We start from the raw sequence: 22,950 nt of genomic DNA on the forward strand, positions 1-22,950 counted from the left end.
CGGGCCACGCGAAAATGAATGCCTCACTTAAATCCGTAGAATTCGAGCGCCCCGCATCGAGCGGCGCCACGTGCGTAGCCCATGCCTGGGCGCGTGTCCCGGAGGCGCCGTCGCAGGAGGAACGCGCGGCGCTTAAGGCCAAGATCAAGCGTTTGCTCGTCGAGCGGGACGCCGTGCTGGTGGCGCACTATTACGTCGACTCCGACCTGCAGGACCTCGCCGAAGAGACCGGCGGCTGCGTGGCCGATTCGCTCGAAATGGCGCGTTTCGGCCGAAATCATGCCGCCAAGACGCTCGTGGTGGCCGGCGTGCGTTTCATGGGCGAGACGTCGAAAATTCTCAGTCCCGAAAAACGCATTTTGATGCCCGATCTCGACGCGACCTGTTCGCTCGATCTGGGCTGCCCGGCAGACGAATTCGCCGCGTTCTGCGATGCGCACCCGGATCGCACCGTGGTCGTCTACGCGAATACGAGCGCAGCCGTGAAGGCGCGCGCCGACTGGATGGTGACGTCGTCCATCGGTCTCGAAATCGTGGCGCATCTGCACGCGCAGGGTAAGAAGATTCTCTGGGCGCCTGACCGCCATCTGGGCAGCTACGTCCAGAAGCAGACAGGGGCCGACATGCTGCTGTGGCAGGGTGCTTGTCTCGTGCACGACGAGTTCAAGGGTACCGAACTTGAACTGCTGCGCCGCGAATACCCGAACGCCAAGGTGTTGGTGCACCCGGAGTCGCCGGCGGCGGTCGTCGAGCTGGCGGACGTCGTGGGTTCGACGTCGCAGATGATCACGGCGGCGCAGACCATGGACGCCACCGAGTTCATCGTGGCCACCGACAACGGCATCCTGCACAAGATGCGCGCCGCAGCACCGGGCAAGCGCTTTATCGAAGCGCCGACGGCAGGCAACAGCGCCACGTGCAAGAGCTGCGCGCATTGCCCGTGGATGGCGATGAACAGCTTGCAGAATCTGGCCGACGTGCTGGAGACCGGGGCGAACGAAATTCACGTCGATCCGGAGATCGGCCGTCGCGCCCATACCTGTATCGACCGTATGCTGACGTTCGCTGAAGCGCGCAAACAGAATGTGCGCGCCAGCGGTGACTTCGCGCGCGACGGCGCGCTCTTTGCCGGTGTAGGCCCCGCATAATGACGCAATCGAAAACGTTGAGCACCGCCGAGGCACTCTCTCCCGAATTCGCCGTTTTCGGCGAGCCGATCGAAGCGGCGGTGACGCGCAATGTGCGCGACGCACTGGATGAGGACATCGGCAGCGGCGACCTGACGGGCCTGCTGGTGCCGTCCGAAGAAATGGCGCATGCGCGCATCATCGTGCGCGAGTCGGCCGTGCTTTGCGGCGTTCGCTGGTTCGAGCGCTGCATGCAGGGCGTGGACCCGTCCGTACGTGTGCAATGGCATTACCGCGAAGGCGAGCGCATGGCACCGGATTCGGTCGTGTGCGACATCCATGGTCCGGCGCGCGCGTTGCTCACGGGTGAGCGCACGTCGATGAACTTCCTTCAGATGCTCTCCGGCGTTGCGACCTCCGTGCGCCGGTATGCGGATATCGTTGAGGGGACCAAGGCACGCGTGCTCGATACCCGCAAGACGTTGCCTGGCCTGCGTCTCGCACAGAAGTTCGCGGTGCTCGTCGGCGGTGGGACGAATCAACGACTGGCGCTCTACGACGGCATTCTCATCAAGGAGAACCACATCGCGGCCGCTGGCGGTATCCGTCAGGTGCTCGCGAACGCCGATCGTCTCGCAGACGGAGCGTCCGTCCAGATCGAAGTGGAGTCGCTCGAAGAGCTAGCGACGGCGCTCGACTGCGGCGCAACGTCGATCCTGCTCGACAACTTCACGCTGGAAATGATGCGTGAAGCGGCGCGCATTTCGGATGGACGTGCCGTGCTGGAAGCGTCGGGCGGCATCAACCTTGAAACGGTGCGTGCGATTGCGGAGACGGGCGTCGACCGTATTTCCATCGGTGGGCTGACGAAGGATGTTCGTGCGACCGACTTCTCCATGCGGATTCTGGAGACGGTGGGGTAAGTGTCCCGATTGGATAGTCTGCGCTGACATCGCGTGGCGAACAAAAAGGCCGCAGGTTTTTACCCTGCGGCCTTTTTGTTTGCGTGCTCGCGAGCGCCCGACTTACCGCTTGCGGCGCGGCAGCGCTGGCGAAATCACCGTCGGCAGTGCCTTCGGCAGCGTATCGGGGAAGTCGCGCGAGAAGTGTAGCCCGCGGCTTTCGCGACGCGACAACGCGCTATCGACGATCAGCGACGCGACGTCGACCAGATTCCGTAGTTCAAGCAAATCCCGGCTGACGCGGAAATTCGCGTAATACTCGGCGATCTCTTCCCGCAGCAAGGCAATACGATGCTGTGCCCGCTCCAGTCGCTTGGTCGTGCGCACGATGCCGACGTAGTTCCACATCATGCGGCGCAGCTCGTCCCAGTTGTGGGCGACGACAACTTCCTCGTCCGCGTCCGATACGCGGCTTTCGTCCCACGCAGGGGCGTCGATGGCGGGCGGATGTTTGGCTTCGTCTCGTTGAATATCTTCTGCCGCCGCCTTCCCGAGCACAATGCATTCCAGCAGCGAGTTGCTGGCAAGCCGGTTCGCGCCGTGCAGGCCCGTGTAAGTCGCTTCGCCGACGGCGTAAAGCCCCGGCAGATCTGTGCGGCCGTGCATATCGGTCACGATCCCGCCGCACGTGTAGTGCGCTGCGGGCACGACCGGAATCGGCTGCTTCGTGATGTCGATGCCCAGTTCGGCGCAGCGCGCCAGAATCGTCGGGAAATGCTCGCGCAGGAACTCGGGACTTTGGTGGCTGATGTCGAGATACACGCAGTCGAGGCCGTGTTTTTTCATCTCGAAGTCGATGGCGCGGGCCACGATGTCGCGTGGCGCCAGTTCGGCGCGCGGATCGTGTTGCAGCATGAAGCGGGTACCGTCGGGCAGCACCAATCGGCCGCCTTCGCCGCGCACGGCTTCCGAGATCAGGAACGACTTGGCGTAAGGATGATAGAGGCACGTCGGGTGGAACTGGATGAACTCCATGTTCGCAATCCGGCAACCCGCGCGTGATGCCATGGCAATGCCGTCGCCGGTAGCCGTATCGGGGTTCGTCGTATAGAGATAGACCTTGCCCGCACCGCCGGTGGCCAGCACCGTATGCCGGGCCGTCATCGCATGCACCTCGCCGGTGCCGAGATCCTGAACATACAACCCCTGACAGTGACGGCCGGCCGTGGGCGCGTCGTCGGCGCGATCGGAGGTGATCAGATCGACAGCGAAGTGGTTCTCGAAGAGGGTGATGTTCGGGTGCTTGCGCACACGTTCGGTGAGCGTCGCGATGACAGCATGCCCGGTGGCGTCGGCGGCGTGGATGATGCGTCGGTGGCTATGTCCGCCTTCGCGCGTCAGGTGAAAGCCGAGTTCGGCATCCGAGTCGCGGGTAAAAGGCACGCCCTGTTCGATGAGCCATTCGATGGCTTCACGACTGTGCTCGACGATGAAACGCGTGGCCGCTTCGTCGCAGAGTCCTGCGCCGGCGATCAGCGTATCGGCGACATGCTCGTCGACACTGTCGGTCGAATCGAGTACGGCGGCGATGCCGCCCTGTGCCCAGTCGCTTGCACCTTCGGGCATCGGACGTTTTGCAACGAGTGCCACGCGGCAGGTATTGGCCAGATGCAGGGCGACGGACTGGCCGGCGAGCCCGCTGCCGACGATGACGACATCGAAATTCATGATACGCGCGGTGTCTGGGATCGACGCGGCGACACTGGCGCGATCCTCGTAATGGGAGAGGAGCCAGTATAGCGAGTCAATACGCGCGTGGCACATGACCCTATGCGCACATCGGAGAAATTGCGCGTCGGAAGACTACGCATAGCGTAGCGGTGCAATTTTCGGGACGCTCAAACGAAAATACCCCGCCAGAGGCGGGGTACCGAACGCAGTAGCAAGCTACCGCGATGAAACCTGTTGATCTTATTTGATCTTGGTTTCTTTGTATTCGACGTGCTTACGAGCCACCGGGTCGAACTTGCTGATAGCCATCTTTTCCGGATGGGTACGCTTGTTCTTGGTGGTCGTGTAGAAATGACCCGTACCTGCGGTCGATTCCAGTTTGATCTTGTCGCGAGCGCCTTTTGCCATGATGAGCTCCTAAACTTAGATGGCGTTACGCGAACGCAGGTCCGCGAGAACGGCATCGATGCCGACCTTATCGATCAGGCGCAAGCCGGCGTTCGAAAGACGCAGACGCACGAAGCGGTTTTCGCTCTCAACCCAGAACCGGCGATTTTGCAAGTTCGGGAGGAAACGACGCTTGGTTTTGTTATTGGCGTGGGAAACGTTGTTGCCGACCATCGGCGCTTTCCCGGTCACTTGACATACGCGTGCCATGAAGCACTCCTAACCCAGAATTCTGTGTAAAAAAAGGTGAGTCGAAAAGACAGACCGCGATAATACCACAAAAATCCCAGACAAATCAATCGCTTTAGTCGATGTAGGACGTGAGTCCCTGGCGGGAAACGTCTGTCGGAGATTCGGGGAAGGGACGGAGTATAGCGTAAGCCGGGCCCGAATGCGACCCGGTTGCCAAATTTATGTGCAGGGTGTTGTTCCCCGTCACAGCTCGCCGCCCTCGGCCATTGAGTAGACGGCGTCTCCTGCCACGATGAAGTGATCGAGCAGACGGATCTCCAGCAGGGCCAGCGCATCGCCCAGCTGGCGCGTGAGCGCCAGATCGGCCGCGCTTGGCGTCGGGATACCGGACGGATGATTGTGGGCCACGATGATGGCAGCCGCATGAAGATCCAGCGCTGCACGCACGATTTCCCTCGGGTAAGCGCATGTCTGCGTGAGGGTGCCTTCGAACATGATGCGTGTGCCGACCAGCCGGTGGGCCGCATCCAGAAACAGGCAGACGAAGCGCTCGCGAGACATATCTTGTAACGTGAGTCGCAGGTAGTCGCGCACGCGGGTGGGGGAATCGAGCAGGCAACCCGATTGCATGCCCTCGCGCAGCATGCGACGCGCTATTTCGAGGGCCGCCTGAAATTGCAGGGATTTCGCCTGGCCAAGCCCGGGTATCTGGCGCAGCGTCTCGAACGGGGTGGCGAGCAGGCGGGCCAGCGAGCCGGTGCGGGTCAGCAACTCGCGCCCGAGTTCGACGGCATTGCGGCCTTGCGAACCGGTGCGCAGCAGGATGGCGAGCAATTCGGCATCGGAGAGGGCATTCGGCCCGTGGGCCAGCATTTTTTCACGGGGGCGCTCAGTAAGCGGCCAATGGGCGATGGACATGACGACTCCAGGATCGGGGACCGATGATTGGACACGGCCACGCGCATGATCGCGGGTGTCACGGATGACAGGGGAAAGACAAACCGGGAAGCCGCCACGGGAAAATTTCGGGGCGGCTTTGATGGGGAGCCGGACGCGCAACGCGTCGTCGCTTACAATATTAGCTTGACCTTGCTGTGAGACCCCCATGAGTTCTGTTGCAACCCCCGTGGTTCAAGACAATTCCTATCTGACGCTTCACTACCGGATTGGCGCGCCCGACGGCGCGGACATTGTCAACACTTTCGAAGGCACCCCTGCAACGATGCAGCTGGGCGGCGGCCAGATGGCGCCGACGCTGGAGCAGGCGATGCTGGGCATGACGGTGGGGGAGCGACGCCGCGTCGAGCTGGCGCCGGAGCAGGCCTTCGGCCCGCGCAATCCGGATCTGCTGCAACGCGTCTCGATGAAGACGCTGCAGGAGAACAGCAACTTCGGGGAAGAATATAGCGTTGGCGATCTGGTCGAGTTCAACGCGCCGAGCGGTGGCCGCTATGCGGGCATCCTGCGCGAACTGGGCGACGGCTGGGCATTGTTCGACTTCAACCATCCGCTGGCCGGCCAGCCGATCGTGTTCGAAGTCCAGATTATCGGCATTCTGTAGGAATCGAAATGAGCGCCACCCAAGTCGTAGCACCGACGCTGTCGGATGCAGAAATCCTGCTGGCTCAGCCGCGCGGCTTTTGCGCGGGTGTCGACCGCGCGATCGAGATTGTCGAGCGCGCGCTGACGATGTACGGCGCACCGATCTACGTGCGTCACGAAATCGTGCACAACGTGTATGTCGTCGAGAACCTTCGCAAGAAGGGCGCGATCTTCATCGAAGAGTTGTCCGATGTACCTTCGGGCAACACGCTGATCTTCAGCGCGCACGGTGTCTCGCAAGCGGTGCGGGCCGAGGCCGAATCGCGCGGCCTGCGCATCTTCGATGCGACTTGCCCGCTCGTGACGAAGGTTCACGTCGAAGTCGCCAAGATGCGCGGACAAGGGCTCGAGATCATCATGATCGGTCACAAGGGTCACCCCGAAGTGGAAGGCACGATGGGCCAGTCGGGCGAGGGCATGTTCCTCGTCGAGACGATCGAAGATGTCCTTGCGCTGCAAGTGGCGGACGAAAGCAAGCTGGCTTTCGTGACGCAGACGACGTTGTCGGTCGACGACGCCGCAGAAGTTATCAACGCGCTCAAGAAGCGCTTCCCGCTGATCACCGAGCCGAAGAAGCAGGACATCTGCTACGCCACGCAGAACCGTCAGGACGCCGTGAAGTTCATGGCCCCGCAGTGCGACGTGGTCGTGGTCGTCGGCAGCCCGAACAGTTCCAACTCGAACCGTCTGCGTGAAGTGGCCGAGAAGATGGGTGTGCCGGCCTATATGGTGGACTCGCCGGATCAGCTCAAGCCGGAGTGGTTCGACGGCAAGCGTCGCATCGGTGTGACGGCCGGCGCGTCGGCACCCGAGGTGCTGGCGCAGTCGATCGTGTCGCGTCTGCGCGAACTGGGCGTCAATCAGGTCAAGGTGCTCGACGGCGTGGAAGAGAACATCGCGTTTCCGCTGCCCAAGGGCCTGACGCAAGTGGCGGGCTAAACAGCACGCCGGGTTCTTCGGTGCCGCGCCTGCGGTGCACCGAGCACCCACCAGCAAAACTCACGGCTGGCGCTCACGCCGCATGGCCGACAAACCGGGTGCCGTACTTCACGGCCCCGGTTTTTTTACGCCTGTCGTCTGCCTCGTTCCCTCGCTCCCATCCCGGCTGGCCGAGCCGTCCGCCGCATCAGGCCGCCTGACGTCGCCAGCATTCGCGTCTGTCCTCCACCTGACGACCCCCCCGCAAAATACGTTGCGGCGTTTTCGCATCGTCGCAGCAAATTTTGCAAAACCCCCGCACGTCCGAAATTCGGCGTTTTAACGTCTCGTCAGCCAAAACCGAATGACATTATTGATAATTCAACGGATATAGAATTAAAGAAAATAAAAGCCGTCTGGATTTCCGGAATCTAATTATTTATATGCTTGCTTAATTAGAAAGAACCCTCCAAATCAAATAGGCATGCTAATTGCTTATTAGAATGGTATGGCATCCGGGCCCTTGAATGGTGCACCGGTTGCACCATAAGGCCGCCCGGGGAGTGGCGCGAGGGCGTGTAAAACCATTCACAAATTCGGGGTTGCGCTTTTGAAAAGTTAGGGTTGCACAAGTCGGTATAAAACCTTAGTCCTCCATTATGGAAAACCCTGTGGCTATGGGCGTCGCAGCCGCAAAGAATGGAGTTACAATGCGCGCGTTTCGCATACGAAACATCGATTTGGCGTTATTAAATCGCCGACAATCTGGAGATAATCACATGCAACTCAAGTTCGCGAAGGTACTGCCCGTAGTCGCCGCAGTGACGCTGCTGGCGGCTTGCGGCCAGAAGGAAGAAAAGCAGGCCGATTCGGGTGCCGCTTCTGCACCTGCCGCGACGACTGCCGCCAGCGGGGGCGGCGATGCGGTTGTCATTAAGATCGGTCACGTTGCACCGTTGACGGGCCAAATTGCTCACTTGGGCAAAGATAACGAAAATGGTGCACGCCTGGCCATTGAAGAGGCCAACAAGGCGGGTCTGACCATCGATGGCAAGCCGGTCAAGCTTGAGCTGGTGGCAGAAGACGACGCTGCCGATCCGAAGACCGCAACGCAGGTTGCCCAGAAGCTGGTCGACGAGAAGGTTGTCGCCGTGGTGGGCCACTTGAATTCGGGCACGACGATTCCGGCCTCGAAGATCTACAGCGATGCGGGCATCGTGCAGATCTCGCCGTCGGCGACCAACCCGGCGTACACGCTGCAGGGCTTCAAGACGACCTACCGCGTGGTCGCCACCGACGCGCAGCAGGGCCCGGCACTGGCTAACTACGCGACCAAGTCGCTCAACGCCAAGTCGGTTGCCATCGTCGACGACGCTACCGCCTACGGCAAGGGGCTGGCCGACGAGTTCGAGAAGACCGCCAAGGCCAACGGCCTGAAGGTGCTCTCGCACGACGCGACCAACGACAAGGCCACGGACTTCCGCGCCATTCTGACCAAGATCAAGGGTGAGAAGCCGGACATCATCATGTACGGCGGTATGGATGCTACCGGCGGCCCGTTCGCCAAGCAATCGAAGGAACTGGGTATTGGTGCCAAGGTGCTGGCCGGCGACGGCGTGTGTACCGACAAGGTGGCCGAACTCGCTGGCGACGCCATCGACAACATCGTCTGCTCGGAAGCGGGTATGGCGCTGTCGAAGATGGAAGGCGGTGCGGACTTCTCGAAGCGTTACGAAGACCGCTTCAAGCAGCCGATCCAAATCTACGCCCCGTTCACGTATGACGCTGTGAACGTGATCGTCGATGCGATGAAGCGTGCCAACTCGGCAGACCCGGCCAAGATCCTGGCGGCTATGCCGGCCACGGACTACAAGGGTGTTATCGGCCACATCGCCTTCGACAGCAAGGGCGACATGAAGGAGCCGGTGATCACGCTCTACAACTACAAGGATAAGAAGAAGAGCGTGCTTGACGTGGTGAAGATGTAAGTCCCGGGCGCTCGCGCCATGAAACGGCACCGCTGCTTACCCGTTCGGTGCCGTATCGATATCTGCGGAAAGAGGCCGTGCCTGCATGACGGGCACGGCTCTCCTCCTGACACAGGATTACGCCTCATAACCCGCAGTTCTCTCGGCCCCCTCGCGCGCCCTATCGGGCAAGCGTGTCGAGAGCCCGTTTCCGGGACAAGGAGTTAGCTTCATGGATATTTTTATCCAACAAATCTTGAACGGCCTCGTGCTTGGCAGCGTCTACGCGATCATTGCACTGGGCTATACGATGGTCTACGGCATTCTGGGCATCATCAACTTTGCCCACGCCGACGTGATGATGATCGGCGCGATGGTCGCGCTGTCCACCATCAACCTGCTTTTGAAGATCGCGCCGGACATGAACCCGGCGCTCATGCTGGCGATTGCCACGCTCGTGTGTATGCCCGTGTGTGCGATAGCCAACTTCGTGATCGAGCGTGTGGCCTACCGGCCGTTGCGCAATGCGCCGCGCCTGGCCCCTCTGATCACCGCCATCGGCGTTTCGCTGCTGCTGCAGACGATCGCCATGCTGATCTGGTCGCGTAACCCCCTCTCGTTCCCGCAACTGCTGCCGACCGACGCCATGAACGTCATTCCGCCGCGCGGCGATCATCCCGGCGCGGTCACAAACGGCACCGGCATCGTGATCGTGGTCGTGGCGTTCCTCGTCATGTTCGGTCTGACCCAGCTCGTGAACCGCACCAAGCTCGGGCGTGCCATGCGTGCGACGGCGGAAAACCGCAACGTCGCCGGTCTCATGGGCGTGAACCCGAACTTCGTGATCTCCGCGACGTTCGCCCTCGGTGGCGCACTCGCCGCGCTCGCCGGCGTGATGATGGCCTCGAACTATGGCAACGCGCACTTCTACATGGGCTTCATTCCCGGTATGAAGGCGTTCACCGCTGCGGTGCTCGGCGGTATCGGCAACTTGCAGGGCGCCATGGTCGGCGGCGTGCTGCTCGGCCTGATCGAAGCCTTGGGCGCAGGCTACATCGGCGATCTGACCGGTGGGGTCTTCGGGAGTAACTATCAGGACGTCTTTGCGTTTGTCGTGCTGATTGTGGTGCTGGTGTTCCGTCCGAGCGGTTTGCTCGGCGAGCGCGTGGCAGATCGTGCATAAACGGGGAGGATCGACATCATGAATCAACCCCTGCAAACGTCGCCGGCGACGCAGATTTCTGCCGCCGCTGCGACCCGCAAGGCCTATCGCGGCCTCGCGTTCTTCCTGCTGGCCGCCATTCTCGCGCCCGTGCTCGTCGGCTACGCCGGCGGCAACTACTGGGTGCGGGTGCTCGACTTCGCGCTGCTCTACATCATGCTCGCGCTGGGCCTGAACATCGTGGTGGGCTTCGCCGGCCTGCTCGATCTGGGTTACATCGCGTTCTATGCCGTGGGGGCGTATGTCACGGCTTTCCTCAGTTCTCCTCACCTCTCCACGCAGTTCGAGTGGATCGGTGCGATGTTCCCCGGCGGGCTGCATGTGCCTGTGTGGTTCACGATTCCGATCGGTGCTGCCGTCGCGGCGATCTTCGGCATCCTGCTCGGTGCGCCGACGCTGCGTTTGCGCGGCGACTATCTGGCCATCGTGACGCTGGGTTTCGGGGAGATCATCCGTATCTTCATGAACAACCTCGACCGGCCGATCAACATCACCAACGGCCCGAAGGGGATCACCGGCATCCAGCCTGCGTCGTTGTTCGGCTTCGATTTCTCGAAGGCGCACAACTTCTTCGGGTTCCAGGTCAGCTCGGTGTACATGTACTACTACCTGTTCGTGTTCCTCGCGTTGCTGATCGCCTTCATCTGCGTGCGCTTGCAGCACTCGCGTATCGGACGCGCCTGGGTGGCCATCCGTGAAGACGAAATCGCCGCCAAGGCGATGGGCATCAACACGCGCAACATCAAGCTGCTCGCGTTCGCCATGGGCGCGTCGTTCGGTGGTGTGGCAGGTGGCATGTTCTCCGCGTTCCAGGGCTTCGTTTCGCCCGAGTCGTTCACCTTCTGGGAGTCGATCGTCGTGCTCTCGATGGTGGTGCTCGGCGGTATGGGCCACATTCCGGGCGTGATTCTGGGCGGTGTGCTGCTCTCGGCGTTCCCCGAGATCCTGCGCTCGACCATGGGCCCGTTGCAGATGAAGTTGTTCGGTAATGTCATCGTCGATCCCGAAGTGATCCGGCAGTTGCTGTACGGTCTGGCCATGATTCTGATCATGCTGTACCGTCCGGCCGGCCTGTGGCCGTCGCCGCGTCCGGAAGAGCGGACTCTGTAAGTCGAGGGAGATGACCTGAATATGAGCGAACAAATTCTTCTGTCCGTTAAGGGCGTGAACAAGCGCTTCGGCGGTCTGCAGGCCCTCACCGACGTGGGCCTGGAGATCAAGCCGGGGCAGATCTACGGGCTGATCGGCCCGAACGGCGCAGGCAAGACCACGTTCTTCAACGTGATCACCGGTCTCTACACCCCGGACTCCGGCGAATTCAAACTCGACGGTGCGGCGTACAAGCCGACCGCCGTGCACGAAGTCGCCAAGGCCGGTATTGCGCGTACGTTCCAGAACATTCGTCTGTTTGGCGGCATGACCGTCATCGAGAACGTGATGGTTGGGCGTCACGTGCGCACGAAGATGGGCGTGATCGGTGCCATCGTCCGGTATCCGGGCGCGAAGGCCGAAGAGCGCGCCATCCGCGATCGTGCGATGGAGTTGCTCGAATACGTGGGCGTGGCGAAGTACGCCAACTACACGGCCGCGAACCTCTCGTACGGCCACCAGCGTCGTCTGGAAATTGCGCGCGCGCTTGCCACCGATCCCAAGTTGCTGGCGCTGGACGAACCGGCCGCTGGCATGAACGCCACGGAAAAAGTCGAGCTGCGTGGTTTGCTCGACAAGATCCGTAGCGACGGCAAAACGATTCTGCTCATCGAGCACGACGTGAAGCTGGTGATGGGGTTGTGCAACCGCATGACGGTGCTCGATTACGGCAAGGTGATTGCCGAAGGTTTGCCGCAGGATGTGCAGAAGAATCCGGCGGTGATTGAAGCGTATCTGGGTTCGGGAGGCCATTGATGAGCGCAATGTTGACGATCAAGGGCCTGAAAGTCGCTTACGGCGGGATCAAGGCGGTCAAGGGCATCGACCTGAGCATTCAGCCGGGCGAGCTGGTCACGCTCATCGGCGCGAACGGTGCAGGCAAGACGACCACCATGAAGGCCATCACGGGCTTGTTGCCGTGGGCCGATGGCGACATCGAGTATCTGGGCAAGTCGATTCGCGGCGTGAAAGCGTTCGATCTGCTCAAGCAGGGTCTGGCGATGGTGCCGGAAGGTCGCGGCATCTTCACGCGCATGACGATCCTCGAGAACATGCAGATGGGCGCGTATCTGCGCAACGACAACGCGGGCATCAAGCAGGACATCGACAAGATGTTCGGCATCTTCCCGCGTCTGAAGGAGCGTAAAGATCAGCTCGCGGGCACGCTCTCGGGCGGCGAGCAGCAGATGCTTGCGATGGCGCGTGCGCTGATGAGCCAGCCCAAGCTGTTGCTGCTCGACGAGCCGTCGATGGGTCTCTCGCCGATCATGGTCGAGAAGATCTTCGAAGTGGTGCGTACGGTCTCAGGCGAGGGCGTGACGGTGCTGCTCGTGGAGCAGAACGCGCGTCTGGCGCTGCAAGCGGCGCACCGTGGCTACGTGATGGACAGCGGGCTGGTCACCATGACCGGCGACGCGAAGGACATGCTCGACGATCCGAAGGTGCGCGCCGCGTATCTGGGGGAGTGAGTGTCGAACTCGCGTGACTGGCTGGCGGCGATCCGTCGTCAGTCGGTCGATGAATAAGCAAAGGGCGCCGAAGGCAACTTCCGGCGCCCTTTGTGCTTTTTGCGGCATGCGAAGACTGTGCGACGTAGCGTCTACTGCGCCATCGCGGCCAGCGGAAGACGCTTGCCGAGGCTCACGACATCGTCGGCAGCGTAGCCATGTGCGTTGTAGAACGCGAGGGCTTCGCGCGACTGTGTGAGCACTTGCAGATTGAGTTTGAGGCAGCCGCGTGCGGCCAGTGCGATTTCGGCGTGATGCAGCAACGCGCTCGCCACACCGCGACGTCGCAATGCGTGGGCGACGGCCAGCGAATAGACCCAGCCGCGATGTCCGTCGTAACCGGCCATCACCGTGCCGACAATCTTGCGCTCGCGTACGGCGACGAAGAACAGGTCGTCCTGCATGGCGACCTTGTTGGCGATCGAGCGTCGCGGTTCGCGATGCGGCTTGTCGGCGCGGTTGTACTCCGGAAAGGCTTCGCGCCAGAGCGCGATGACGGCGTCGGTATCTGCGTCGTCGAACGTGCGGATATGGATGTCGGCGGGCATGGCGTTCATGGCGCTTCCTGTTGACCGGTGTAGATGTCGGGGCGGTGGATCTGCATCATCACGTAGTTCGCCGCGCCGAGTGGCTCGAAGCCATAGCGCGAGTAGAGACCGGCGGCGTCTGTCGTCGCCAGCAGGAAGCGGCGCAGCCCTTGCAGCGCCGGATGCGCCAGCACGTCCTCGCACAGACGCTTGCCAATGCCAAGGCCGCGCATGGAGGGATCGACGAAGACGTCGGCCAGATAGGCGAACGTGGCATGGTCGGTGACCACGCGGGCAAAGCCGACCTGACGCGCCGGGCCGCCCTCGACTTCCGTCGCATACGCGCCGAAGCAAAGCGAGTGCGTGATCGCGCGCATGAGCGTGTTGCGTGGAATACCTTTCGCCCATGCGGTTTGCGTCGACAAGGCGTTGTGGATGAAGCCGATGTCGAGCCGTGCCGGATCGGCTGAAATTTCGACGATGGCGTCGGCGGGCGGTGTCGGGTGGCCCTGGCTCATGTCGTTCATCGATGGAGTCTCCAGTGGGGTGTCGTTCTGACTCGCCCGAATCACCGTCGGGCGAGTGTCGTCATGCGATCGATAAGTTCAGACGTGCGTTCAAGCGTGCTTCGCCAGCAGCGTATCGAGCATCGAGAGCATCTGATCGATCTCTTCGCGGCTCACGTTCAGTGCGGGCATGAAGCGCAGCAGGTTCGGACGCGCCGAGTTGAGCAGCAGCCCGTCCGGTGTCATGTCGCGCGCGGCTTCGACCAGTTGCGGGCCGATGTCGCGACCGAGCAGCAATGCACGCAGCAGACCCGCCCCGCGCTCGCCCTGACCGCCGTAGCGCGACGACAGATGTTGCAGTCCGGCGCTCAGATAATCCGCCTGCGCGCGCACGAATTCGAGGAAGCCCGGCGAGCTGACCGTGCGCATCACCGCGAGACCGACGGCGCACATCAGCGGGTTGCCGTTGTACGTGCCGCCCTGATCGCCCGGCTGGAAGACAGCGAACTCGTCGCCGCACAGCATGGCGGCGAGCGGCACACCGCCGCCGATGCCTTTGCCGAGCGTCATGATGTCCGGCACGATGCCCGACTGCTGGTATTGGAAGATCGTGCCGGTGCGTCCGCAGCCGGTCTGTACCTCATCCACAATCAGCAGCAGTCCGCGCGCCGTCGTCAGCTCGCGCAATGCCTTCATGAACTCGGGCGTCGCAGGTACGACACCGGCTTCGCCCTGAATCGGTTCGAGCATCACGGCGACCGTCTCCGGCCCGATGAGGGCTTCGACCGATGCGATGTCGTTCAGCTCGGCCTTCGGAAAGCCGGGCACTTGCGGCGCGAAGATCGTATCCCAGCCCGGCTTGCCGCTTGCGGACATCGTGGCGAGGGTACGGCCGTGGAAAGCGTTCTTGAACGTGATGATTTCGAAGCGTGCCTTGCCTGCGTTGTTCGGGTGCAGTTGCCCCCACTTGCGGGCGAGCTTGATGGCGCTTTCGTTGGCTTCCGCGCCGCTGTTGGCGAAGAAGACCTTGCCGAGACCGGAGAGATTGGCGAGCAGGTCGGCCAGCTCGATCATCGGCAGGTTGTAGTAGGCGGGGCTCGGGTTGAGCAGCAGCGAGCCTTGCGTGGCGAGCGCATCGCGCATCACTGGGTGGCAATGGCCGAGGCTGTTCACCGCCCAGCCCTGAATGAAGTCGAGATATCGCTTGCCTTCGTGGTCGTACAGCCAGCCGCCTTTGCCGTGCGTGAACACGAGTTCGGGACGCGTGGTAATCGGCAGCAGCGCCTGTGTGGGCAAATCGGCGAACTTGGCGTGGCGTGCCGACTTGGGCGAGGTTGACGATGCGGCGGCGGACGGTTGAGCAAGCGACATGACGGTCTCCGAAGGTAGGTGAGAAGAGACTGAGGAATAAAAAAAGCCACGGGGGTTGCCCGTGGCTTCGCTGTGCTTGAGAACTTGCGTGTTATCGCAGTCGATAGCGTGCGCCGCGGCATCCCGGTTGGGGCAGCGTACGGCGACGTCGGATCGAGGCGATGGCAATCAGGTTCATGTCGGCAAGCATAAGGCGGTGACGCGGCGCTTGTCAAAGGGAATGCATGCGGTGTGGTTTGCATGCATCTTTTGCGCATCCCTTCAACGGCGGCCGGGTGTCCCGGTCATCACGGCCATGAGGTTCATAGGGTCATTGGCCGCCGCCGGGGTTATCGGCTTCGGTGGTGAAGGCATCGGCGAAGAACGCGTCTTCCGGCAACTGGTGATGCGCGATGAAGTCGCGACGGGCCGATTCCACCATCACGGGCGCGCCACAGGCGTAGACCTCGTAGCCGGACATATCCGGCAGGTCTTCGGCCACGGCGCGGTGCACGAAGCCCGTGCGGCCTTGCCAGGCGTCTTCGGGAGCGGCATCGGAGAGGACCGGCACGAACTTGAAGCCGGGGATCTCGCGGGCCCATTGCTCGGCCAGTTCACGCAGGTAGATGTCCTTGAGCTGACGCGCGCCCCAATAGAGCGTCATCGGGCGATCGAGCCCTTTGTGCGCGGCGTGTTCGACGATGGCTTTGATCGGTGCGAAGCCGGTGCCCGAGGCGAGCAGCACGATCGGCTTTTGCGAGTCTTCCCGCAGGAAGAACGTGCCGAGTGGGCCTTCGAAGCGCAGGATTTCGCGCTCCTTCATGTTGTTGAACACATGGTCGGTGAAGACACCGCCGGGCATGTGGCGCAGATGGAGTTCGAGGAAGCCTTCCTCGTGGGGCGCGGTGGCCATCGAATAGCTGCGGCGTTTGCCGTCTTTCAGGATGAATTCGATGTATTGGCCGGCGAGGTACTGGAAGCGCTCGTTGGCGGGCAGTTGGAGGCGCATGACGATGACGTCGTCGGCACGGCGCTCCAACGCATTCACGCGGCAGGGCAGGCGCTTGACCGGGATATCGCCGATGCCCTTGACTTCACGCGACTCGATGACGAGATCGCCTTTGGTGTGGGCGCAGCAGAGCAGGGCGAAGCCACGGGTTTCCTCGTCCTTGGAGAGAGCCGAGCTGGAGTGTGCACCGTGCTCGACGGTACCTTCCACCAGTTTGGCCTTGCACGAGCCGCAGCCACCGTTTTTGCAGCCGTAGGGCAGGCCGATGCCCTGGCGCAGTGCGGCGGAGAGTACGGCCTCGCCATCTTCGATCTGGAACTCGCGCCCGCTCGGCACGAGGGTAACGTTGTAAGCCATACTACAATCCGAAAAATGAAAAAACCGTCCAAACCTCTCGGTCGTCCGCGCCTGCTGGTCGTGGGCTGCGGCGACGTCGGCATGCGCGCACTGCCGGCTCTCGTCGAACGATTTCGTGTCTTTGCCGTGACGTCCAGCGACGCGCGCCATGCGGCGTTGCGTGCGGCGGGCGCGGTGCCCGTCGTTGCCAATCTGGATGACGCTACCAGCTTGCAACGCGTGGGCCGTCTGGCCTCACGGGTGTTGCATCTGGCACCGCCTGCCGGGGTCGCGGGCAGCGGCACGCAGGACCTGCGTACACGCCGTTTGCGCGCTGCGCTGAACCGGCCGTCGAAACGCAATATTGTACCCGACGGGGGGCTTCACGCCCTGTCAGGTATGGCTCATCTGGCCCCTGCGTCGCGCCGGATTCTCGTCTATGCAAGCACCAGCGGCGTTTACGGGGACTGTGGCGGCGCATTGGTGGACGAGACTCGCACGCCGACGCCGCGTTCGCCTCGTGGGCAGCGTCGGGTCGACGCCGAGCGGACGGTGCGCACGCTGGGTCGTCCGTCCTTCCATGGCCGTCATCCACGACGCGTGTTGACGACCGGGGCCGCGCGAGCACGTGCGGCATCGATATCCGGCACGAAGGCGTCGTGGCGTAAGACCGTGCATGCACGCGTATCGTGGCGCGCGTCCGTAGTGCGAATTCCGGGGATCTATGCGGCCGAGCGTCTGCCGCTGGCGCGTTTGCAGAAGGGCACGCCTGCGTTGGTGGCGTCGGATGACGTCTTCACCAACCATATCCATGCCGACGATCTCGCGGCCATTCTGATTCGCGCGATGTGGCGCGGCAAGGCGCAGCGGGTCGTGCATGCGAGCGACGACACCGAGTGGCGCATGGGCGAGTACTTCGACCGGGTTGCAGATGCGCTGGGCTTGCCCCGGCCGCCGCGCGTTTCTCGCGACGAGGCACGTCGGGTACTGGAGCCGACATTGCTCTCCTTCATGTCCGAGTCGCGACGCCTCGCCAACACGCGGCTTAAGCGCGAACTTGGGTACTCGTTGAAGTATCCCGACGTGGCGGCGCTGCTGTCGACACTGAAGCCGCTCTCACAGCCTGAGCCGACACCATCATCAGCGTCCTCCTCATCCGCCGACGCACCACCGACCGGCGCGACCACCTGACGACGAACGTCTCACCGCCGTATCAGCTATCGTTCCCCAGCGTCCCACCGAGTGCTTTGACGAGCGAGAGCGTGGCGTCGATCTGCGCGAGGCGGGACTGCGCGGCGTTGCGGCGGGCTTGACGAGCGAGGCGTTGGGCGTCGAGCCACGATTGCAGATCGATGTCGCCGGCGCGATAGCGCGCCTCCGAGAGTTCGGCTGCTCGCTGGGCGAGGGCGGCGGCGCTCGCGAGCGACGTGTATTGCGACGTTGTTCGTTCGCGTGCCGAGAGGGCGTCTTCGACTTCCGTCAGTGCGGTGAGTAGTGTGTTGCGAAACGTCGCGACCGACTGCTCGTAGTCATTGCGCGCGAGTGCCGTCGTAAAGCGTGCCGTTTGCACCTGAAGGAACGGCATGGCGATCGTTGCGGCGAGCGTGCCGACAGGATTGGCGAGCAGGCGCGAGAGCGACTCGCTGGTGGTTTGCGCGGTGCCGGTGAGCGTGAGAGACGGATAGAACGATAGACGGGCGGCGTCCACATCTGCCAGACGTGCGCGAACGCGCGTCTCCGCGGCGGCGAGGTCCGGGCGCTGGGCGAGGAGCGACGCGGGCAGTCCGGGCGCGACATCAGGCAACTGTGCGACGATGAGCGAATCGCGCTCGGCGAAGCGTGTCTGCGCGGGACGTCCGAGCGCGTTCGCCAGCGAGTGCCGGGCGGCATCGCGCAACCGTTCCCATTCTGCGAGTGCGCCTGCGACGGCGTCGCGATCCTGCTGTGCCTGCACGGGGTCGAGGGCAGACACCGAACCGGCGCGACGACGGGCCGCGACCAGTGCGACGGCACGGTCGGCAGCGGCGAGGTCTTCCGTCGCACTGCGCACGTTCTCGTTCAGATAAGCGACGCGCCAGTAGAGCGAGGCGACCTGACTTGAGAGCGAGAGGGCGGCGGCGCGGCGGTCCCATGCGCTGGCGGCGGCTTGCCAGTGGGTGGCGTCGCGTTGCGCGGCGAGTTTGTTCCAGAGGTCGACTTCGTAGCTGATGCCGACGCTTGCGCCGGACGTCGTCTGCGTCTGTCCGTTCATGCGCTGCGCGGCTTGTCCGCCGTCGAGCGCGCGCGCCTTCGAGCCGGTGATGTTGGCGGAGAACTGCGGCCAGCGATTGGCGTCCATCAGTCCGGCCTGGAGCGCGTCGCGATCCGCTTGCAGGGCTTTGAGGGCGAGCGCGGGGTTGGCTGCGAGCGCCTGAGCGATGAGCGAGTCGAGCTGCGGTTCGCGAAACGCGCGCCACCACGGCGCAATATCGGCATCGACTGCCGCGTTCGCATTGTCCCCTTGCGCTGCACCTGGCCGAATGCCGTCGATGGGCGTCTGAAATTGCGAGGGGACGGGCAACGTCGGGCGTTCATAGACGGTGCGCGTAAGGCTGCAAGCGCTGAGCATCGCGCAGACGGTGACCGCTACCAGCGATGGCGCGATGCCCGGGCGCGGCTGGAAAAATCCTGAAAGGCAATTCATCGAATCTGTCAAAAAGACCCCCACGCGCGACACCGAATCGCGCGTGGGGTATAAAAGCCATCCCGAGCCTGAGGGGGGGCGCAGCGGGACGGCGGGGGCAATCATTCACGGGCCAGGGCATCTACCGGATCGAGGCGTGCGGCACTGCGTGCCGGGAGCCAGCCACTGAGCATGCCGATGGCGCAGGCGCAAGCCACGGCGGCCGCAAACGTATTCGTCGAAAACACCACCGAGACCTGCGGCACGAACGTCGCGACCAGCCAGCCGATGGCGTACGACAGCACCACGCCGACAGCACCGCCCATCAGACAGACGAGTACTGCTTCGATGAGGAACTGCCGGAGGATGTCCTGACGGCGTGCGCCGATCGCACGACGGATGCCGATCTCGCGCGTGCGCTCCGTCACCGAGACCAGCATGATGTTCATCACGCCGATGCCACCGACCACGAGCGAGATAAGCGCGACGAACGAGAGCAGAAGTGTGAGCATCTGGCTCGTGCGTGAGATGGACTTCACGATCGTGTCCATGTTGAACGTGAAGAAATCCTTCTTGCCGTGGGCGCGCGTGAGCAGGCGAATGATCCCGGCTTCGGCGGCGGCGGGCGGATGGCCATCGAGAATGCGGACCGTGATCGATTCCAGATGTTGCTGACCGGCAAGCCGACTCGCGACCGTTGTCCAGGGGACATAGACATTGAGCGAGCGGCTGACGAACATCGACGAGCGATCGCGCACAACACCGATCACGCGAAGCGGTAGCGAGCCGGCGAGCACGATTTGCCCGATGGGATCGCCGCCATTCGGTAGCAGCTTGCGCAGCGTGTTCTCGCCGAGCAGGGCAACTTGTGCCTGACGTTCCACTTCGCTGGCGTCGAAGCTGCGACCGCGGGCGAGCTTCAGACCGTTGGCGCGCATGAAGTCCGCGCTTTCACCGTGGACTTGCGCGTCCGTGTCGATGCGTCCGAAGCGCATGCGGGCCGTGCGGGGGCCGACTTGCGCCGTCACGCTGTCCGTGTAGGGCTGGGCGGCGAGAAGATCGGCGTCGCGGGGCAGCAGCGTACGAATCTCCGCGGCCTTATCGTCATTGAAGTCCTTGCCGCGCAGGACCGTGATCGTGTTCGGGGCGATGTTGCCGATATCGTTGAGCACACGCCGTTTCGTCCCTTCGCCGATGGCCGACAGCGAGACCACCGACGTAATGCCGATGATGATGCCGAGCATCGTGAGGCCGGTGCGCAGACGGTGTGAGGCGAGTGCGTGCCATGCCATCGACAGGCTTTCCGCAAACGTCGGCCAACCACTCAACCAGCGAGTCAGCCAATTGCCGCGCGACATTTTCGGCGCATCTGGCGCATCTGACGTTAAAGCATCCGCCGAACGGGGTGGACAGGAAGACACATCGCGCGTCTCGCTCGTGACCGAAGCGTTGACCGCATGGGGCGTGTCGTTAAGCCGATCGCACTTGATGCGTCCGTCGGCGATTTCGATCACACGTTGTGCCCATGCGGCGACATTCGGATCGTGTGTGACGAGGATGATCGTGTGCCCGCGCGCGTGGAGTTCGCGCAGGATGTGCATCACTTCCAGACCGCTGTGGCTGTCGAGTGCGCCGGTCGGTTCGTCGGCGAGGATGATGTCGCCGCCGTTCATGAGGGCGCGGGCAATACTCACACGCTGCTGCTGCCCGCCCGACATCTGCGAGGGCCGATGCGAGAGATGCTTGCCTAGCCCGAGCCGTTCGAGCAGCGCGGCGGAATGCGACGAGCGTTGCGAGCGCGGGATACCGGCGTAGACCGCGGGCACTTCCACGTTGCCCTGAGCCGAGAGATGGCCCATCAGGTGATAGCGCTGGAAGATGAAGCCGAAGTACTCGCGGCGCAGCTGTGCGAGTGCGTCGTCCGAGAGCGAGGCGACGTCGTGCCCGTCGATTTCGTAGCGACCGAGGGTGGCCCGGTCGAGACAGCCGAGCACGTTCATGAGCGTCGACTTACCGGAGCCGGACGGTCCCATGATTGCGACCATTTCACCGCGCTCGATGACGAGTTCGACGTCACGCAGGACCGTGACGGCACCGTCACCCTCGCCGAAAGAGCGAGAGATGCCGGAGAGTCGCAGGAGCGGGGCTGAGGCGTTCATCACAGGAGGGTTCCGGCGTCGTTGCTACCGGACGGCGGTGCGTCGGTCGGATCGGCGGTCACGACACGATCGCCTTCGGCGAGTCCGTCGAGCGCTTGCGCGGTCAGACGGTTGTCGAGTCCGACCTTCACCCAGCGCGGGTGAGCGACGCCTTTGGCGTCGAGCACACGAACGCGATAGCGGCCGTCGGCGCGCTTTTCGCCGAGGGCGACAGAAGGAAACGTCAAAGCGTTAGAGATACGGGCACTGACGATAGACACTTGCGCCGTCATATCGGGACGGAGGACGCCGGCCGGATTGGGCACATCGAAGAGGGCATTAAAGAAGATCGCGTTATTGATTTTCTCGGGTGAGGGTTGGATGACGCGGAGCTTGCCTTCGTAGCGTTTTTCGGGCGCGCCGAGGATCGTGAAGTAGACCGGTTGACCGGCGCGAATGCGCACGACATCGGCTTCCGAGACCTGAGCGCGAATCGTCATCATCGAGAGGTCGGCGACCTTCAGGATCGTCGGGATTTGATAGATCGCGGTGACCGTCTGTCCTTCTTGGGTGGTGATAGCGGTGACCGTGCCGTTAATGGGCGCAGTGATCTGCGTATAGGACTGATTCGTGCGTGCCTTATCGACCTTCACCTTTTGCTGACTGATCTGAGAGTCGAGGGAAGCGAGTTCAGCGGTAAGGGCGTCGGCTTCGGTGCGCGCTTTCTCGAGGTCGCGGGGCGAGGTGGCGTCGTCGTGGGCGAGTTGTTGTTGACGGGCGAGTTCGCGGGTGGCTTGTGCGAGGCGAATGGCTTTGGCGCGACGGTCGGCGGCGAGCGTGGTGAGACCGGCGTTGGCTTCGCGCAGGTCGTTATCGCTGGATGTCGGATCGATGACGGCGAGCAGTTGCCCTTTCGAGACGGCATCGCCGAGCACGACCTTGAGGGAGCGGAGTTGTCCGTTGGCTTGTGAGCCGACTTCGACTTGTTTGATGGGTTGCAGGACGCCAGTGGCGAGGACGGCGTCTTCGAGATCGGCGCGGGCGACCTTAGCGGAGAGATAAGCGGGCGGCGTGGGGCGAGGCCATTGCCAAGCGACGAGGGCGGCGAGCAGGACGATGGCGACTGCGCCGATCTTGCGACGTTGGGTAAAGCGAAAAGCGGAGAGTCGAGAAAGGGGGCGTGTCATCGAAGGGAAAAAATGCCGAAAGCCGTCGCGGGGTAAAGCGAACGTGAGGCGATGCTAAACAAAGGCGTGGAGACAAACTGTTTTTAGTTGTTGGGACTTTGTGAACAGAGATAACGGGAAAGAAAAAGCAAAGAAAAGCGATCAAAGGAGACAAAAAGAAACAAAGAAGGAGAGAGAAAGGGGGGGGGGAGAGAAGTGGGTGAAGCGTTGAGAGGGGCTGAGAGGGAATGGGGTGGGTGGTGCGATTAGGGGGACTGGAAGTGTGTGGGCGACGACACGGCCGGTCCGCAGCAGTTGCGGAGCACGTGCGGGGCGGTTGTGGCGTCGCGATGGCGCTGGAGAAGAGCGGTGTCGACGGGACCAGCGGCGTTACATAAGCAAGCGAGAAGAGGGCGGTGTCGGTTGAGGCACTGGGTGCTTTGAGGGGGACGGACCGGGGCGCCTTTCTGCAGCGAGTTGGGTTTATGTCT

The 22,950-nt window shown here is 62.7% G+C and carries 21 protein-coding genes; 10 read left to right on the plus strand and 11 right to left on the minus strand.

Features of this window, described 5'->3' with window-relative positions; genetic code table 11:
• The first annotated feature begins 14 nt into the window (after positions 1 to 14).
• Together nadA and nadC are read left to right on the plus strand one after the other, a co-directional pair.
• Entirely contained in the window at positions 15 to 1,148 is a 1,134-nt protein-coding gene (gene nadA, locus PAQ31011_RS13425; RefSeq protein WP_150576265.1) for a quinolinate synthase NadA, read from the plus strand.
• Positions 1,148 to 2,050, plus strand: a complete 903-nt coding sequence (gene nadC / locus PAQ31011_RS13430; protein WP_246179543.1) for a carboxylating nicotinate-nucleotide diphosphorylase — start codon at positions 1,148 to 1,150, stop codon at positions 2,048 to 2,050. The genes nadA and nadC overlap by 1 nt, the downstream gene beginning before the upstream one ends.
• A 102-nt stretch (positions 2,051 to 2,152) precedes the next feature.
• Here the strand turns inward: nadC and nadB are convergent, their stop codons facing one another.
• The 4 genes from nadB to radC form a co-directional block, all read right to left on the minus strand.
• On the minus strand, positions 2,153 to 3,757 hold the full coding sequence (gene nadB, locus PAQ31011_RS13435) for an L-aspartate oxidase (protein ID WP_150576266.1): 1,605 nt from the start codon (positions 3,755 to 3,757) through the stop codon (positions 2,153 to 2,155).
• A 243-nt stretch (positions 3,758 to 4,000) separates the two neighbouring features.
• Complete coding sequence (gene rpmG / locus PAQ31011_RS13440) at positions 4,001 to 4,168, minus strand: 50S ribosomal protein L33 (RefSeq protein ID WP_039400834.1); 168 nt, start codon at positions 4,166 to 4,168, stop codon at positions 4,001 to 4,003.
• 15 nt (positions 4,169 to 4,183) lie between these two features.
• On the minus strand, positions 4,184 to 4,417 hold the full coding sequence (gene rpmB / locus PAQ31011_RS13445; RefSeq protein WP_039400832.1) for a 50S ribosomal protein L28: 234 nt from the start codon (positions 4,415 to 4,417) through the stop codon (positions 4,184 to 4,186).
• Positions 4,418 to 4,642: 225 nt separating this feature from the next.
• Positions 4,643 to 5,317: a RadC family protein gene (gene radC / locus PAQ31011_RS13450; RefSeq protein WP_150576267.1), complete on the minus strand. Its 675-nt coding sequence runs from the start codon at positions 5,315 to 5,317 to the stop codon at positions 4,643 to 4,645.
• A gap of 187 nt (positions 5,318 to 5,504) precedes the next feature.
• Here radC and PAQ31011_RS13455 point away from each other — a divergent pair, with 187 nt between their 5' ends.
• From PAQ31011_RS13455 to PAQ31011_RS13485, 7 genes are all read left to right on the plus strand, one after another.
• Positions 5,505 to 5,960 (plus strand): FKBP-type peptidyl-prolyl cis-trans isomerase, encoded by a 456-nt coding sequence (locus PAQ31011_RS13455; RefSeq protein ID WP_039400826.1) that lies wholly within the window; start codon positions 5,505 to 5,507, stop codon positions 5,958 to 5,960.
• 8 nt (positions 5,961 to 5,968) lie between these two features.
• Entirely contained in the window at positions 5,969 to 6,940 is a 972-nt protein-coding gene (gene ispH, locus PAQ31011_RS13460; RefSeq protein WP_150576268.1) for a 4-hydroxy-3-methylbut-2-enyl diphosphate reductase, read from the plus strand.
• A gap of 758 nt (positions 6,941 to 7,698) precedes the next feature.
• Complete coding sequence (locus tag PAQ31011_RS13465) at positions 7,699 to 8,907, plus strand: branched-chain amino acid ABC transporter substrate-binding protein (RefSeq protein ID WP_150576269.1); 1,209 nt, start codon at positions 7,699 to 7,701, stop codon at positions 8,905 to 8,907.
• 211 nt (positions 8,908 to 9,118) lie between these two features.
• Positions 9,119 to 10,069: a branched-chain amino acid ABC transporter permease gene (locus PAQ31011_RS13470; protein WP_039400819.1), complete on the plus strand. Its 951-nt coding sequence runs from the start codon at positions 9,119 to 9,121 to the stop codon at positions 10,067 to 10,069.
• Positions 10,070 to 10,087: 18 nt separating this feature from the next.
• The gene (locus PAQ31011_RS13475; protein ID WP_246179544.1) at positions 10,088 to 11,218 is read left to right on the plus strand and encodes an ABC transporter permease subunit; all 1,131 of its coding nucleotides are present in this window, start codon (positions 10,088 to 10,090) and stop codon (positions 11,216 to 11,218) included.
• Positions 11,219 to 11,239: 21 nt separating this feature from the next.
• Positions 11,240 to 12,013 carry an ABC transporter ATP-binding protein gene (locus PAQ31011_RS13480; protein ID WP_039397213.1) on the plus strand — a complete coding sequence of 258 codons (774 nt, stop codon included), beginning with the start codon at positions 11,240 to 11,242 and terminating at the stop codon, positions 12,011 to 12,013.
• Entirely contained in the window at positions 12,013 to 12,726 is a 714-nt protein-coding gene (locus PAQ31011_RS13485; protein ID WP_150576270.1) for an ABC transporter ATP-binding protein, read from the plus strand. The genes PAQ31011_RS13480 and PAQ31011_RS13485 overlap by 1 nt, the downstream gene beginning before the upstream one ends.
• A gap of 131 nt (positions 12,727 to 12,857) precedes the next feature.
• Here PAQ31011_RS13485 and PAQ31011_RS13490 read toward each other — a convergent pair whose 3' ends face one another.
• From PAQ31011_RS13490 to PAQ31011_RS13505, 4 genes are all read right to left on the minus strand, one after another.
• On the minus strand, positions 12,858 to 13,322 hold the full coding sequence (locus PAQ31011_RS13490; RefSeq protein WP_150576271.1) for a GNAT family acetyltransferase: 465 nt from the start codon (positions 13,320 to 13,322) through the stop codon (positions 12,858 to 12,860).
• Positions 13,319 to 13,819 carry a GNAT family N-acetyltransferase gene (locus PAQ31011_RS13495; protein ID WP_150576272.1) on the minus strand — a complete coding sequence of 167 codons (501 nt, stop codon included), beginning with the start codon at positions 13,817 to 13,819 and terminating at the stop codon, positions 13,319 to 13,321. The genes PAQ31011_RS13490 and PAQ31011_RS13495 overlap by 4 nt, the downstream gene beginning before the upstream one ends.
• Before the next feature lie 90 nt (positions 13,820 to 13,909).
• Positions 13,910 to 15,169, minus strand: a complete 1,260-nt coding sequence (locus PAQ31011_RS13500) for an acetylornithine transaminase (RefSeq protein WP_246179545.1) — start codon at positions 15,167 to 15,169, stop codon at positions 13,910 to 13,912.
• A 310-nt stretch (positions 15,170 to 15,479) separates the two neighbouring features.
• Positions 15,480 to 16,514 carry a CDP-6-deoxy-delta-3,4-glucoseen reductase gene (locus PAQ31011_RS13505; protein ID WP_150576273.1) on the minus strand — a complete coding sequence of 345 codons (1,035 nt, stop codon included), beginning with the start codon at positions 16,512 to 16,514 and terminating at the stop codon, positions 15,480 to 15,482.
• A gap of 15 nt (positions 16,515 to 16,529) precedes the next feature.
• On the opposite strand from PAQ31011_RS13505, the gene PAQ31011_RS13510 reads away from it, so the two are divergent.
• Positions 16,530 to 17,684, plus strand: a complete 1,155-nt coding sequence (locus PAQ31011_RS13510; RefSeq protein ID WP_246179546.1) for a Rossmann-fold NAD(P)-binding domain-containing protein — start codon at positions 16,530 to 16,532, stop codon at positions 17,682 to 17,684.
• Between the two features lie 22 nt (positions 17,685 to 17,706).
• On the opposite strand, the gene PAQ31011_RS13515 is transcribed toward PAQ31011_RS13510, so the two are convergent.
• The 3 genes from PAQ31011_RS13515 to macA form a co-directional block, all read right to left on the minus strand.
• Entirely contained in the window at positions 17,707 to 19,176 is a 1,470-nt protein-coding gene (locus PAQ31011_RS13515; protein WP_174990103.1) for an efflux transporter outer membrane subunit, read from the minus strand.
• A gap of 101 nt (positions 19,177 to 19,277) precedes the next feature.
• Complete coding sequence (locus tag PAQ31011_RS13520; RefSeq protein ID WP_150576275.1) at positions 19,278 to 21,314, minus strand: MacB family efflux pump subunit; 2,037 nt, start codon at positions 21,312 to 21,314, stop codon at positions 19,278 to 19,280.
• Positions 21,314 to 22,480 (minus strand): macrolide transporter subunit MacA, encoded by a 1,167-nt coding sequence (macA, locus tag PAQ31011_RS13525; protein WP_150576276.1) that lies wholly within the window; start codon positions 22,478 to 22,480, stop codon positions 21,314 to 21,316. The genes PAQ31011_RS13520 and macA overlap by 1 nt, the downstream gene beginning before the upstream one ends.
• Between the last annotated feature and the right edge of the window lie 470 nt (positions 22,481 to 22,950).

It is taken from the genome of Pandoraea aquatica (genome assembly GCF_902459565.1).
In the GTDB taxonomy this organism is placed as follows: Bacteria; Pseudomonadota; Gammaproteobacteria; order Burkholderiales; family Burkholderiaceae; genus Pandoraea; species Pandoraea aquatica.

What these genes read in the sequence shown, in the direction of transcription:
- nadA (WP_150576265.1), top strand. Translation starts at nt 15, where the DNA reads ATGAATGCCTCACTTAAATCCGTAGAATTCGAGCGCCCCGCATCGAGC.
- nadC (WP_246179543.1), top strand. Translation starts at nt 1,148, where the DNA reads ATGACGCAATCGAAAACGTTGAGCACCGCCGAGGCACTCTCTCCCGAA.
- nadB (WP_150576266.1), bottom strand. Translation starts at nt 3,757, where the DNA reads ATGAATTTCGATGTCGTCATCGTCGGCAGCGGGCTCGCCGGCCAGTCC.
- rpmG (WP_039400834.1), bottom strand. Translation starts at nt 4,168, where the DNA reads ATGGCAAAAGGCGCTCGCGACAAGATCAAACTGGAATCGACCGCAGGT.
- rpmB (WP_039400832.1), bottom strand. Translation starts at nt 4,417, where the DNA reads ATGGCACGCGTATGTCAAGTGACCGGGAAAGCGCCGATGGTCGGCAAC.
- radC (WP_150576267.1), bottom strand. Translation starts at nt 5,317, where the DNA reads ATGTCCATCGCCCATTGGCCGCTTACTGAGCGCCCCCGTGAAAAAATG.
- PAQ31011_RS13455 (WP_039400826.1), top strand. Translation starts at nt 5,505, where the DNA reads ATGAGTTCTGTTGCAACCCCCGTGGTTCAAGACAATTCCTATCTGACG.
- ispH (WP_150576268.1), top strand. Translation starts at nt 5,969, where the DNA reads ATGAGCGCCACCCAAGTCGTAGCACCGACGCTGTCGGATGCAGAAATC.
- PAQ31011_RS13465 (WP_150576269.1), top strand. Translation starts at nt 7,699, where the DNA reads ATGCAACTCAAGTTCGCGAAGGTACTGCCCGTAGTCGCCGCAGTGACG.
- PAQ31011_RS13470 (WP_039400819.1), top strand. Translation starts at nt 9,119, where the DNA reads ATGGATATTTTTATCCAACAAATCTTGAACGGCCTCGTGCTTGGCAGC.
- PAQ31011_RS13475 (WP_246179544.1), top strand. Translation starts at nt 10,088, where the DNA reads ATGAATCAACCCCTGCAAACGTCGCCGGCGACGCAGATTTCTGCCGCC.
- PAQ31011_RS13480 (WP_039397213.1), top strand. Translation starts at nt 11,240, where the DNA reads ATGAGCGAACAAATTCTTCTGTCCGTTAAGGGCGTGAACAAGCGCTTC.
- PAQ31011_RS13485 (WP_150576270.1), top strand. Translation starts at nt 12,013, where the DNA reads ATGAGCGCAATGTTGACGATCAAGGGCCTGAAAGTCGCTTACGGCGGG.
- PAQ31011_RS13490 (WP_150576271.1), bottom strand. Translation starts at nt 13,322, where the DNA reads ATGAACGCCATGCCCGCCGACATCCATATCCGCACGTTCGACGACGCA.
- PAQ31011_RS13495 (WP_150576272.1), bottom strand. Translation starts at nt 13,819, where the DNA reads ATGAACGACATGAGCCAGGGCCACCCGACACCGCCCGCCGACGCCATC.
- PAQ31011_RS13500 (WP_246179545.1), bottom strand. Translation starts at nt 15,169, where the DNA reads ATGTCGCTTGCTCAACCGTCCGCCGCCGCATCGTCAACCTCGCCCAAG.
- PAQ31011_RS13505 (WP_150576273.1), bottom strand. Translation starts at nt 16,514, where the DNA reads ATGGCTTACAACGTTACCCTCGTGCCGAGCGGGCGCGAGTTCCAGATC.
- PAQ31011_RS13510 (WP_246179546.1), top strand. Translation starts at nt 16,530, where the DNA reads ATGAAAAAACCGTCCAAACCTCTCGGTCGTCCGCGCCTGCTGGTCGTG.
- PAQ31011_RS13515 (WP_174990103.1), bottom strand. Translation starts at nt 19,176, where the DNA reads ATGAATTGCCTTTCAGGATTTTTCCAGCCGCGCCCGGGCATCGCGCCA.
- PAQ31011_RS13520 (WP_150576275.1), bottom strand. Translation starts at nt 21,314, where the DNA reads ATGAACGCCTCAGCCCCGCTCCTGCGACTCTCCGGCATCTCTCGCTCT.
- macA (WP_150576276.1), bottom strand. Translation starts at nt 22,480, where the DNA reads ATGACACGCCCCCTTTCTCGACTCTCCGCTTTTCGCTTTACCCAACGT.